At 53.1% G+C, this 13,332-nt stretch carries 9 protein-coding genes; 4 read left to right on the top strand and 5 right to left on the bottom strand.

From position 1 onward, the window contains the following. Window positions 1-131 precede the first annotated feature (131 nt). The gene (locus KTE_RS08690; RefSeq protein WP_201380265.1) at window positions 132-1,298 is read left to right on the top strand and encodes an aminotransferase class I/II-fold pyridoxal phosphate-dependent enzyme; all 1,167 of its coding nucleotides are present in this window, start codon (window positions 132-134) and stop codon (window positions 1,296-1,298) included. A 139-nt stretch (window positions 1,299-1,437) separates the two neighbouring features. On the opposite strand, the gene KTE_RS08685 is transcribed toward KTE_RS08690, so the two are convergent. The 3 genes from KTE_RS08685 to folE form a co-directional block, all read right to left on the bottom strand. Beyond that, entirely contained in the window at window positions 1,438-2,172 is a 735-nt protein-coding gene (locus tag KTE_RS08685) for an SDR family NAD(P)-dependent oxidoreductase (protein WP_201380264.1), read from the bottom strand. Window positions 2,173-2,321: 149 nt separating this feature from the next. Continuing rightward, window positions 2,322-3,185: a dihydrofolate reductase family protein gene (locus KTE_RS08680; protein WP_201380263.1), complete on the bottom strand. Its 864-nt coding sequence runs from the start codon at window positions 3,183-3,185 to the stop codon at window positions 2,322-2,324. Next, entirely contained in the window at window positions 3,182-3,832 is a 651-nt protein-coding gene (gene folE / locus KTE_RS08675) for a GTP cyclohydrolase I (RefSeq protein WP_201380261.1), read from the bottom strand. The genes KTE_RS08680 and folE overlap by 4 nt, the downstream gene beginning before the upstream one ends. Before the next feature lie 1,692 nt (window positions 3,833-5,524). Here folE and KTE_RS08670 point away from each other — a divergent pair. Further along, entirely contained in the window at window positions 5,525-5,722 is a 198-nt protein-coding gene (locus KTE_RS08670; protein WP_007907147.1) for a helix-turn-helix domain-containing protein, read from the top strand. 178 nt (window positions 5,723-5,900) lie between these two features. On the opposite strand, the gene htpG is transcribed toward KTE_RS08670, so the two are convergent. After that, on the bottom strand, window positions 5,901-7,787 hold the full coding sequence (htpG, locus tag KTE_RS08665; protein WP_201380259.1) for a molecular chaperone HtpG: 1,887 nt from the start codon (window positions 7,785-7,787) through the stop codon (window positions 5,901-5,903). 419 nt (window positions 7,788-8,206) lie between these two features. Between htpG and KTE_RS08660 the strand changes: the two genes are divergently transcribed. After that, the gene (locus KTE_RS08660) at window positions 8,207-9,745 is read left to right on the top strand and encodes a response regulator (protein ID WP_201380257.1); all 1,539 of its coding nucleotides are present in this window, start codon (window positions 8,207-8,209) and stop codon (window positions 9,743-9,745) included. A gap of 159 nt (window positions 9,746-9,904) precedes the next feature. Next, on the top strand, window positions 9,905-11,440 hold the full coding sequence (locus KTE_RS08655; RefSeq protein ID WP_201380255.1) for a zinc ribbon domain-containing protein: 1,536 nt from the start codon (window positions 9,905-9,907) through the stop codon (window positions 11,438-11,440). Window positions 11,441-11,648: 208 nt separating this feature from the next. On the opposite strand, the gene KTE_RS08650 is transcribed toward KTE_RS08655, so the two are convergent. After that, window positions 11,649-12,884: an RNA-guided endonuclease TnpB family protein gene (locus tag KTE_RS08650; protein ID WP_201380253.1), complete on the bottom strand. Its 1,236-nt coding sequence runs from the start codon at window positions 12,882-12,884 to the stop codon at window positions 11,649-11,651. Window positions 12,885-13,332: the final 448 nt, after the last annotated feature.

Here is a 13,332-nt window from a genome sequence, read left to right as displayed (position 1 = left end):
TTTTCTTTGGGATGGTGCAAGAGAGCCGTCTGAACCGCTGGGGTCCCTACCGCGGTGACAGACGGCTCTCTTGTGTTCTCCGCGCCTGCTATAATAGGGGGAATAATTCTTTTGCGTTGTGGGAGGAATCTATGTCGACTGTCGCTCAACGTGTTGCCTCATTTGGCACAACCATTTTTACCGAGATCAATCAGCTTGCCCAGCAGCATTCAGCGCTCAACCTTGGTCAGGGGAAACCTGATTTTGATACACCGCCAGAGATTGTGGAGGCGGTCGTACAGGCCCTGCGCGCGGGTAATCTCAACCAGTACGCGCCCGGCGATGGAACGCCCGCGCTACGCCAGGCGGTGGCCGATCATGCCGCGCGTTTCTACCAGGTCGAGATCGATCCTCTGCGTGGCGTGGTAGTGACCTCGGGAGCGACAGAGGGTATTTTTGCGGCTATTCTGGGGCTGGTAGATCCGGGCGACGAGGTCATTGTGCTCGAACCATTTTACGACTCGTATGTTCCCAATATCCTGATGGCGCAGGCGGTACCAGTGTTTGTGCCTCTCCACCCCCCGCACTGGCAGTTTGATCCTGACGAACTGCGGGCCGCCTTCAGCAAGAAAACGCGTGCGGTGATCCTCAATACGCCCCACAATCCCACCGGGCATGTTTTCTCGCGTGAGGAATTGAGCTTTATCGCGGAGCTGTGCCTTGAGTATAATGTAACGGTGATCGCCGATGAAGTCTATGAGCATCTGACGTTCGGTGAGGCCCAGCACCTTCCCATCGCCTCGTTACCAGGAATGTTTGAGCGGACCGTGACTGTGAGCAGCTCAGGTAAGCTCTTTAGCGCAACGGGCTGGAAGATTGGCTGGGTCTATGGCCATCCAGACTTGATTGAAGGTGTGAGGCGTGCGCACCAGTTTATTACCTTCTCGGTGCATCATCCAACCCAGGAGGCCATTGCCTTTGCGCTTAACCTCCCCAACGACTACTACCAGGATTTTCGCCAGCTCTATGCCGAGAAGCGTGATCTCTTGCGCTCGGCGCTGGATGCCGCTGGCCTGCGCTACGCGGTACCAGATGGTACATACTTTATCATGGCCGACTATAGCGCGCTCTTTTCTGGATCGGCCGTGGAGTTCACGCGCTACCTGATTCAGGAAGCGCGTGTTGCCTGTATCCCCCCGGATTCATTTTATAGCCCGGCGCATGCGCATCTCGCCCAGGGCTATGCGCGCTTTGCCTTCTGTAAGTCTGATGAGATGTTGCACCAGGTGCATGAACGCCTGCTTCGCCTCCGCCGCTAGCTAACACGATGTGCATGGCGTTGGCGTAACGCCTCGCGCCTACGGCGCTCACTTTGGTTATTGATGTGGTACTCTTGCCAGCCGCAGTCCCGCAAGGGTACCACACCAATAACCAAAAATAACTTGCACATGGAGGCTACTAGATACCCAGGCCCCGCACCGGTAGCAGGGTTCCGGTGACGCCGCTACCAGTGTCCGAGATTAGAAAGAGCGCGGCTTCGATAATCTGCTCTGGATGGACCCATTGCGTTCGTAGCTCTTCCTCGCTTGGATGCATCGCCTCCAGATTAGACTGCGTGACAATAAGGCCAGGGCCAAGCGCATTGACACGAATGTTGTGTGCCTTACCCTCCCTGGCAAGGGTGGCCGTTAAAGCGTCTACTCCTGCCTTGGCGCAGTTATAGGCGAGCATGTTTGGGCCTGCGCTCCAGACATCGCCCGCGCGGCTAAAGTTGAGGATGGTGCCTTTCCCTTGCTGTTGAAAGATGGGCCAGGCGGCTCGACAGCAGAGAAAGGTCGCGCGCAGGTTGTTCTTGAGTTCACCCTCCCATTGCGCGAGCGAGAGTTGTTCAAAGGGACCAAACTGCGTCAGGCCGCCTGCCAGGTTAATGAGGATGTCGATCTGCCCATAGGTATGCCGGGTCTGTGCGATGACTTTTTGTGCGCCAGTCTCGCTGGTCAGGTCCGCGGGAATGGCCAGGACCTCTGCTCCTTGTGCTCGTAGCTCTGTTGCTCGCGCCAGAACGTGCTGCTCGCTGCGCGCGCTTATGGTCAATTTCGCACCCTCGCGTGCGCAGGCTTCGGCTAGCGCAAAGCCCATCTGCCCTTTCTGGCTAACTCCAGTAATGATAACGCTCTTCCCCTCCAGGCGCATAGTCTTGTTTCCTTTCTGCTGTCCTCTCGTATCTTTCTTGTGCTCAAGAGATACATCCAAAAGATATACTGCCCTCTTTTTATTCTACGAGATAGAGTATATCCAGGTCATATCGAGGTGCTGTGGGCTATGGCGTGATTTCACTGTTTCTATTCGCGTTCGCGAAAGGCGTAGCGCAGAAAGAGGTGGCTCCCAACGAGCCTGACGCTCTGGAGGGTGCTCCAGAGTGGGCGCTCAGGCGCAAAATGCGCTCCCATGACAACTGCGGGACGTTGATCATTATGTATATGCCCGGCGAGCTGGGGAGCAAGTGTCAGGAAGAGTTCGTCTAGCTGGCCCTCGCTGAGAAAGACGTTGAGTAGTTGGGGACCGCCCTCGGTCAAAAAGAGCTGCCCATGACAGGCCTGCTCAACAAGGGTGAGAATGTTTTGCGCACGAATGTTGCCTCCTTGCTGCGGTTGTACGCTTGCAAGTTGTACCCAGGAGGGAATTTTTTTGGTGCGCACACGCTTCTCTCCCTGGGGCGTGGTAATGATCAGGACCGGGACCTCTCCCCGCTGAAATAGCCCCTGGTTCAGATCGATATGACCGCTTGCGCTTACCAGAACGGTGAGTGGAGGTGTCGTTTTGCCCAGGGCCAGGCGCAGATCGCGGTACTCCTGAGCGAAGGCTGGATAAATATACTCCGCTGTCCATCTATGCCCTGGCTCATCGCGTAGTGTGCCTGCGCCAACAATGATGGCGTCTGCGGCTGCGCGTAGTACCCCCATCAATACATGATCCGAGGCCAAAAAACCACTGATTGGCCCGCCACCTGTATGCCCTTGCTCATTTAGAGAGACAACACCATCAATGGTCGAGACGAAGTTTCCAATGACATAGGGTGGTTGAGTCTTGAGCGGAAGGCGAAAGTCACCGAGCAGCGCCGCAAGAGACGCTGGCAGTGGAAGCTTATCGCCTCGCTCCTGGCTATAGAGGGGGACAAATGCCTCTGGACGTTTGTCTGTGCTCATGGGCGAATATTGGCGGTAGAGAAGAACTCAGAGCGAAGTTCAGCGTTATGTTCGTACTCACCTCTCCACGCGGTAGTGCGGGTCAAGGCTGAGCTTTCACGGACGCCGCGCATGGCCATACAGAGGTGATTGGCCTCCAGGTAGACAGCGACTCCCTGGGGCTGTAAGATCGCTTCAAGTGAACTGGCGATCTGTTGCGTGATGCGCTCCTGGACGGAGAAGCGTTTGGCGAAGACGCGTACCAGGCGCGTCAATTTGGAGAGGCCAATGATGTGCTCGTCCGCGATATAGCCTACATATGCCTGGCCAAAGAAAGGAAATGCATGATGCTCACAGAGGGAGAAGAAGTGGATTGGTCCCTCAATAACCTGGCTTAAGTGGCTGTTGGCGCCGTTAGGATGCTCGGCTGGGAAGACTTTGATCAGTTTGGGATCGCCATCATAGCCCTCGGTCGCGTCAAGCATGGCTTTAAGAAAACGTTTAGGCGTATCTTCTGTCCCTGGAGTCGAGACATTCATTCCCATCGCGTCGAATATTTCTGCCATATATCCTTCAAATGTGCGCATCTGCTCCACCGAGATATGGCGTTGTTTGAGTTCTATTGCATCTTCAAATTCAAGATCATCCAGGTCTATATTTAGCGTCATTCTAATCCTCTTTTCGCTCAGAGACGAGCCATTTCTTTTCCTACAGCCTCTAACGTTCTGACGGCCGATTTTATTCTCACTTGCCTCCTCACCACGCCTCCTCTTCTTTTTATCGACAAGTCAGAAACGCTGTCTCAGTCTGTGCCAACCTGTGACGGTAGGCGCGAGCATAGCTTATTGCCCAGGTACGCGCTTTTGCACCTCTGTGGATTGTGTTGTACTTCACTGTATTCTTGACGCTCCCTTGCCTGTGCATGGGTAGGAGATTCGGCGGCGTATTCCTCTTCCCTGCCCTTTCTAGGGAACACTTCCAATTGCTCTGATTGGTAACACTCTTGTATTATCTCATATCAAAACAAGAATAGAGCGCGGCGAGCCGAGGCAAAGGGGAGAGGAACACTGGAAATCCTTGTCCAGGCAAGAAGTCAAAAGTAAGGGGCGCACTACAAAATTCCTCTCTTACTGCCGATGTATTTTCCTAGACATCGAATATGGCAAGTTGCATTGGCTCATGTCAGGCATGATTCTGTGCTCCTACCGTTGTCACCACGGTGGAATGTCATTTTTGCCATTCTGCGTCATGCTTCTGGTGAAGCTTGTATGTATATTCATTCGTGTTTGTAGGCAAGGTTGTGTAACGAGCTCTTTTCTTGTGGTAAGGCGAGGTGACCATGCTTTTGCGGTAGGAAACGAGATGAAAGCTGCCAGATGTTGTCAGTTGGTAATTTGTGCCAGGCTTTCACCAGTTGGCGCAGAAGGTTGCGCGCCTAAGAAGGCATGATTCCTGAAACTGTTGCGCTCTAAGGCTTCTCTTCATGCCAGCATAGCTTGCATGTGCCTCTAAGGTTCAGTGGTTATACCAGTAGTACTACTTGCTTGCTGATTACTGGACATCGTACGCTTGCTTCCGGTACATTTATAATGCTCGGGGGGAGTAGAGATGAGAAAGCGGTCTGTGATAGTACTTTCGGCCGTATGGCCTTCCCCGCTTACCAGGTTGCAGCGTGGATATGTGACCTTTCAGTCCTCAGGTTCGTCTAGAGTCGCATGTTTGATTTGTCTGTTTTCTTGTGCCTGGACCCATTTTATTTGTACAAAAGAGTAATCTGTGTCCTTTGCAGTAGGGAATAAATTTAACCGTAGAAACGTATTATATATGTGGAGAGCATAATCAGGTACGTAAAAAGCCTGGTACTGTTTTGAGTAAGAGTGCTTTTCCTACACTCATATTACGAATACCATGTGTTTTTCCTGTCATTGCACTCTGCTGTTGATAAGAGAAACCCTTGACAAGAACTCCAAGCACTGGTAAAGTTCAATTAATAGATTTCTACATCTAATAATCGTTTCTTCAGGCTAACCGGTATGAAGTGAGTTTTTCGCTTTGCCTGGCTAGTCTCCCTCTAGAATGATGTCGCGCTCCTCAAAGTTTATAGTGGCGCCGTATCCCTTAGCGTCTTATAGCTTTGGTAATGTAGACGACAATTTGTAATGGCAGTAATCCCTCTGCCCTGGTTTCATTCTAGACTTACTCTTTACAAATCTTCTGCATTGTTATACAATGCAGTCGACCTGTTTTCTTGTGTATATACCATCGGTAAATTTCACTGCATGCCCCTGTGCCCCAGGGTCATTTGATCCTGATGTGGGTAATGCAGGCATATCAAGTACAAAAGGAAGTGAGTAGTTTCCATGAGCAACAGTGAGCTTTTAACCGTTTCCGAGGTCGCCCGCATTCTTCGTGTTGATGACACCACCGTTCGCCGCTGGGTGAAACAGGGTGCGCTCGAGGCCGTTGTTCTGCCACACGTCAATGCACGCCAGGCCTATCGCATTAAGCGTGAAACCCTGAATAAGGTTCTGGGTTCGAACGGTCAAATCATCGCCTAAGCCTGTTCGCGCGTTATTCGCGGCCAATTGGCTTACACGCTTCCCTGGCTCTTCCAGATGCTTCTCTCGTCAATTAGTATCGGGGCCGGGGAAGCGTTTTTTTGGGGTCTCATACGAACAAAACGCGCCACGGCTGATCAGCCGTGGCGCGTTTTGTTCGTATGATGCCAATCTCAGTTTATAAGCTAGCGAGCAGGTTGTTTAAGCGATTGACGAAATCGATAGGATCCTCGAGGGCTTCACCGCTGCTGAGCACTGATTGCTCAAAGAGCACGTTGGCCCAGTCGTTGAAGCGCTGCGTATCGCTCTCGCTCTTTATGCGGTTAATAATGGGATGCTGAGGGTTGATCTCCAAAATCTGTTTGTCATGGGGCACCTTCTGTCCCGTTGCCTCCAGCAGGCGTTTCAAGCTTGGATCGATTCCATACTGGTCAATAACCAGGCAGGCGGGCGAACTGGTCAGGCGTTGGGTAATGCGTACATCTTTGACCTTCTCTTGTAGAGTCTGTTTCAGGCGCTCCACCAGGTCTCTGGCCTCGTCCGCTGTTTTCTGTTGCTCTTCTTTCTCCTGCTCGTCGGTGAACTTGTCCAGGTCGATCTCACCCTTTGAGACGGATTGCAACTTTTTGCCTTCAAACTCGGAGAGTTCGCTGCCCAGGAAGTGATCCAGGGGATCGGAGAGCAAGAGGACCTCGATGCCTTTCTTCTTAAAGATCTCCAGCAGAGGACTGTTTTTCGCCGCGGCATGGCTCTCGGCAACCAGGTAGTAGATGTTGTCCTGCCCATCCTTCATCCTGCTGACATAGGCCTCCAGCGACACATCCTGGGTCTCGCTCTCCGCGAGGGTGCTGGAGAAGCGCTGAAGTTTGGCGAGGGTATCGCGGTTGGTCCGATCTTCAAGCAGACCCTCTTTCATGACACGCCCAAACTCGCTCCAGAAGCTGGCATACTTCTCTGGCTCATTTTTAACCATATCCGTAAGCAGGCCCAGCACCTTCTTGGTCGCGTTTGAACGGATCTGGTCAATCTGGCGGTTCTGCTGCAAGATTTCACGCGAGACATTTAGGGGCAGGTCATTTGAGTCGATCACGCCACGGATGAAACGTAGGTAGCGCGGCATGAGTTTTTCGGCATCATCCATGATGAAGACGCGCCGAACGTAGAGTTTGACGCCGTGATGAAATTCGCGTGTATACAGGTCGAAGGGGGCGTGTGCTGGAATATAGAGCAGGAGCGTATATTCTTGAGTGCCCTCCATTTTGCTGTGCAGGTAGGCCAGGGGATCGCCAAAATCGTGGGCGACATGCTGATAGAACTCGTTGTATTCCTGCTCTGTGATCTCGTTTCTGGGGCGTGTCCAGAGCGCGGAAGCGCGGTTGACGACTTCTTCCTCTGGCTCCTTTCCCTCTTCCTGCTCCTCTTTCTGCATAATAATAGGGAGCATGATGTGGTCGGAGTATTTGCGGATGATCTCACGTAGGCGGAAGCCACTCAGAAATTCATCTTCGCCCTCGCGCAGATGTAGTGTGACCTCTGTGCCACGCGTGGCCTTCTCTACGTTCTCAATCGTGTACTCGCCCTGCCCCTCGGACTGCCAACGAACACCTTCATCGGCCGTTGCCCCCGCTCTGCGGGTTGTGAGGGTGATATTGTCGGCTACCACAAAGGCCGAATAGAAGCCAACGCCGAACTGACCGATCAGGTTGGCGTCTTTTTGCTTATCTCCCGTCAGCGATTTGAAGAACTCACGCGTCCCCGATTTGGCAATCGTCCCGATATGCTCAATGACTTCCTGCCGATTCATACCAATGCCATTATCGCTGACTGTGATGGTACGAGCCTCTTTATCGTAGTCAACACGGATCTTAAATTCAGCATCGCGTTCGTAGAGCGAAGAATCGGAGAGTGCATCAAAGCGTAACCGGTCAATAGCATCCGAGGCGTTTGAGATTAATTCGCGTAAAAATATCTCTTTATGGCTATAGAGCGAATGGATCATAAGATCCAACAATTGCTTGACTTCGGCCTGAAAACCAAGCTGCTCCTTGTGAGTCTCTACTGTCATGAATAATTCCTTCCATCATCTGTATGTGGCGTGAGATACGTGGTTGGCCTTCTCTCCTATGAGGTGTGCATTCTATACGTTTATATAGCATAGGAACTATTAGAAAACCATAAGAAAACTATTAGATTTCTGTTGGAGTCTATAATTGCTTGTTTTTGTGAGAGCAGAGGTATGAGCAGCGCGGCTCCAGGAGCGGCCTGCGCACCCTTTGGTATACGGCATAAGAAAAAAGAGCCACTTGCTTACTCTTCTCCTTATCAAGTTTGTTATCCTCTTCAAGAGAAAACTATCCAAATGCGTTAATACATGTTTTCTTACCTGTTGTGCATAGTGTTCGTATACTATGTGTCCTATTCTGTCACTTATTAGCCATGTTCATACGTATCTTTAACAGATAGCACAAAAATGGGAGCACCTGGATGCCGAAACAGCAACCATCATCAACGTCACAATCACAGCCATTTCCGCAGGGAACGCTTGTTTATAATAGTAGCTCAAACTGCCTGGAACTCGATGGCCAGGAATTAAAGCGCGGGGAGAGTATCGAGATCCGTGTCTTTAGTTCCTGGATTCCGGGTCAGATCGCGATGGACGCTGGCGGTTGGTACCTCTTTACCCTCGACCATGTTGGTATTCGCCTTCATACCGGCTTGCCTGCTCGCTATAGTATTACGCAGCAGGCACAATTCGCAACGCTGATGCCCTCCTCGTTTGCGCCCCCACCCTATGTGCTCATCGTCGACGACGACAAGGCATTGCTCAATGCCTTGCCCCATACCGTCTCGTTGCGTATTCCAGGCATTCATGTTGAGACAGCCAGTACGGCTGAACATGCGCTGCAACGTATTGAGGCACAGCGCTTTGATGCTATTGTCAGCGATATTAAGATGCCTGTGATGGATGGCCTGGCATTGCTAGCCAGGGTCCAGGAATTGCAGCCAGAGACGCCTACCCTGCTTATCACAGGCCATGGTGAGCATGACCTGGCTGTGCGTGCACTACGTGGCGGCGCCTACGACTACATCCAGAAACCAATTGACCGCGATGCCTTTATTGCGGCACTCCTACGTGCCATCCAGTCCTGCCAGCTGCGACGCCGGGTGGAGGAGCAGCAGCTCGCGCTGGAAATTCATGCTCGCTCGCTTGAGATCCAGGTGCAGCAACGCACAAATGAGCTCTTCGAGGCCAATGCGACCAAGGATAAGGTCATTAGCCTGGTTTCGCATGACCTCAAGCTACCTGTGGCGCGTCTCAAGGAGATGACTCAGTTGATCAGACGCAAACTCGATCATGCAGATGTGGCTGAACTGGTGAGTCGTGGCTTCGCTGACATTGAAGCCTCGCTGGGGCGCACTGAGGAACTGGTGCAGGAGCTCTTAAATACATCACGCATCGATGCGGGACAGTTTATTCTGCATTGTCAGCGCGCCAATCTGGTCGATCTCTGTGCCACCTGCCTTGATGTTCATGCAGGTCAGCAGGGGTTGCACCTGACCTGTGACTTCCTCGGTTTACCACTGGAGGCTGATATTGATGACGTGCAAATTTCCCAGGTGTTGCGTAATCTGCTCCTGACGGCTCATGTCCAGGCGACCTGGAGTGATCCTGTGACGCTAACGGTTCAGCAGGCAGGCCACGAGGCGATTATTACCATTCGTAACCTTGATGCTCAGACGCGCGCGGGTATGGATATGTATGTCTCGCGCAATATCCTGGAGCGCCATGGCGGTCATCTGGAGGTGCAAAACTTTCCTGGTGATCGTTGTACCTATTTTGTGATTCTTCCGCTCTCTCAAGAAGCCTCTCCCTCACAGGCTGATACTCTGACCCTCTTACCGCGCACACATGCTGTCTGGTCAATTCAGCCGCCTGGAGCCATGCTTGGCTCTGCGTCTGAGGATGACGATGAAGAAGATGTAGCCTTGCTCCTGGATGGCGATGACATGGACGGGCTTTAGCCCGCCGCAAGCTGCGCCGTTTCAACGGCGGCAGTGAGGCGTATCCCGGCTTTAGCCCTTGCATAGCATAATATAGAACATACGTTTGACAACTCCAACGTATTGTCGTATACTCTAAAAGAGACGCAATATATTTTTTTGAGAGAAAAAGCACTAAAAATGGCAAAAGCCATGAAAACAATCAGACACGCGTTGCAGTATCCGCCACAAGCAGCCCACTCCTTCGCGGAGAATCAGGCGCTCTACAATCGTGTCGTGGCCTTCTACTTTGAGGTCATCCAGGCCCATGAGGGCATCCTCTCTCTCAAGAGCAAGGAGGCTCTCACCGCCCTGGAGAAACTCACCCATGCGACGGAGAAGAGCCCCCATCCCATTCTGCCACTTTCCGACATCGCCCCAGATATCCCCGCGATGTTCCGCCGCGCCGCCATCAATGCGGCCCTTGGCTCTGCTCGCGCCTTTTTCTCCTCGCTCAAACAGTGGCGAGCACGCAAAGAGAAGCACGAGGCCAAACCGTGCAAAAAGGGCAAGAAGAAGCAGCCATTCAGGGAGCGGCCACCGGTCCCGCCGCGCATCTGGAACAAGTCGGCCTCCTTCTACGCGGGCTTGTGGAAAGAACGCGCTACGCACTCCATCATGCTCAGAGTGTGGACCGGCTCGTGCTGGTCCTGGCTCAAAGTTGGTGCGCTTTCTCGCGATATTCCCGAGGGGTACGCAATCGGGAGCCCGCAACTGGTTCGCAAGGGCAACCGCTGGTGGTTGCATACTCCCATCGAGAAAACGTTGGAGGCCCCTGCCAAAGTTGTTGAACAGATAGCATCCAAAGAGACACGTCTCTGCGCGGTCGATGTGAACCTCGACCAGCATCTCGCCGTGTGTACCGTCCAGACCGTCGAAGGCACCATCCTGGCCACTTCCTTCATTGGAAATGGCACAGCGGTATCGGGCTTTAGGAAGCGACTGCTCGGACGCATTGCACACAACCGATCTCAGACGGGCGTCATTGCCGAAGGGGAACAGGACAATGCTGATTTGTGGCGCAAGATCAGGCACGTCGATGAGCATATCGCGCAGCAGGTGAGCGCTCGCATTGTCCAGTTCGCCATCGAGCAGCAAGCCAGCATCCTGGTCTTCGAGCATCTGGGCAACCTGCGCCCGGAAAAAGGGAGGTATTCGCGCCGTAGCAACAGGAAACGCGCCTACTGGATGAAAGGGCGCATCTTCACGTACGCGAAGTACAAGGCGTGGAATGCAGGTGGTCTCATCACGTGCCGCGTCAATCCGCGCCATACGAGCCGGCAATGCCATCGCTGTCAGGCGCCCGTCATTCGCTACAATGAGGGCGAGCCGCTTGAGGGATACACGCCCGGCGCGGCGCTTTGCCTGTGCCCACAATGCCAGATGCGCGACCATGCCGACCGCAATGCCAGTCTGAGAATCGGGCAGCGCTTGATCGAGCGCTCCCAAGAACCATTGAAGGAAAAGCCTCATGCTCATTCGCGACGTGCGATGAGGGGGTCGAAAGACCCAGGTGTTGGGATCTCCCAGGATGCCGAACGCGAAGGGCAACCATCTCTTGCTCGAGCAAGGCAAGGGGATCACGCCAACGGGCCTGGCACCGCCCAGGGGGGATTGCGCCGGATGGGTGCGCGCCCCCCAGATATGGCTACCACACTACGCCTCCATTTTGAGTAGTCCCTAGGGGACATATCTCACGCAGGCGCTTATGGAGCCGTGTCAGAAGCTGCTGGGCTTTAGCCCATGCGGAGTGTCACTACTCGCATATTCCCGCTTCAACGGAAGATGTTTCGGGATAGTCGTATCTTCTCTTCTACTCCCGAAACGGTCTATGCCTGCCTACAGTATCTTAAAATGAAGACACATATGCCTATGTGCCATCCGTTCAGACGGCCAGCCGTCTGGGGAGAACTGCGGCTCCCACTACTCCTCGCCCCACTTGCAAAGGGTCAGAGCTACGTTTGCGTAAAATGTTATACGCTCCGTTGATATCGGCATGAATGAGGCGTCCATCCCTGGCGCGATACCAACTGCGAGCAAGACGCTTGCCTGAGAACACCGGCTTCTCAACCGCATTGGCCTCATAGGTTGGGATGGAGTCGCCGTCCAGAAAACTGGCCTTGCTGGTGTAGCTTTCTTCCTGAAGGATGACTCTGATCCCAACCAGGTGCGCTTTGTAGGTCAACTGCTCAATGAAACGAGCATGGGGAAGCTGCACAAACTGCTGATTGTTCCTGCGCCCCAGGTTCACATTCTGTTTCCACAAGGGATTCTTGCCAATCACCAGCGTTCCGATACCTTCGCTCACCAACAGATCAATGATCCGACGGCTGGCCGTGTGCAAATACGCGTCCACACGGCGATTGCGCTTCGTCGTCACACGATCGAGATGACGTGAGGTATATCGGTTCTCATGCGCGAGGCGTTGCTGCTGCTTGGCACGGTGTTTATTGTAGCACTGATTGAGGCTTTTGAGGGGTTTGCCACTCACCAGACGAGGCACAAAACCGGGTTTGTCGCTGGTGATGGCTGCGAGCACGTTGACGCCCACATCCACGGCTGCTCGAAGCTGGGGGTTGACCGCAGCTGGTTGGATGTCCTGCTCATAGACGACCTCGATCATGTAGCCATCAGCGCGTGGAACGATGCGGACCTGCGCAATGGCCTCCCAGGTAATCTGAGTCGCAATCTCGATGGGGAGCCCTGATGGCACGAGCTTGCCCGTGCGCTTGAAGGCCCTCTTGCCCAGGGCTTTTTTCTCGTAGATGAGCAGGAAACGGCCTTTGGTCTTGTCTTGATAGCCAGGGATCTTGGGGCGCCCCGTAAAGGGAGTGGGGTCTTGGCGGTAGGCCTCCATGCCTTCAAAAAAGCTGACCCAATTGTCGTGAAGCTGAATCAGGATGGCATTGCTGACTTTGCGAGGCAGGGCACAATAGGCCTCATGCTGTTTCAGGCGATGGAAGATGGCGGCGTAGGGCAGGTAGGTCCCCTCGTGAATGAAGGCTTGCCGGACGTGGTAATTGGCCTGGTTGTACAGGTTTTTGGAGGCAAAGGCCGCCTGGTCAATGACGGCAAAGCGTGCATCATGATGACGAATGAGATGTCGTTCGACCAACTGCATCTGGTGGGCTCCTGCCTTTCCAACAACACGTTCTTCGAGTCGATGTGCCTCTCTTTTGTCGCTTCATACAAGAACATTCTTTCCAACGGAACTCTACCAGAGACGCCTTCTTTTGTCAACATCTGGCATAATTGCTTGGAAACGTTTTTAACACCTCTTTTTCCTCTTGAGTTTTAAGGCTAAATATGGTACCTTCTGTATAATACAGCGCGTGGCGCTCAGGGCATTGCATCATCTCCATGCCTGAGTACTGAAGGGCGTTTGTACTTGTGACAATGATGTTCACACAGTTTTACCATGGAGGTACGCTTTGAGCCTGGCTGGCTGCTCACCACTCTCCCTAATGAGGCCTGGCGCATACGTTTCGTGTTTGCCTAGTCTCGCCTGTTCTTCTCTCCTCGCGTTTTGGTTTTCCTCCCTGGCAAGTGTTTCACTTAGTGCGTCTGTT

It is taken from the genome of Ktedonobacter sp. SOSP1-85 (assembly GCF_016587415.1).
In the GTDB taxonomy this organism is placed as follows: domain Bacteria; phylum Chloroflexota; class Ktedonobacteria; order Ktedonobacterales; family Ktedonobacteraceae; genus Ktedonobacter.
This window is presented reverse-complemented; position numbering and strand designations above follow the sequence as displayed.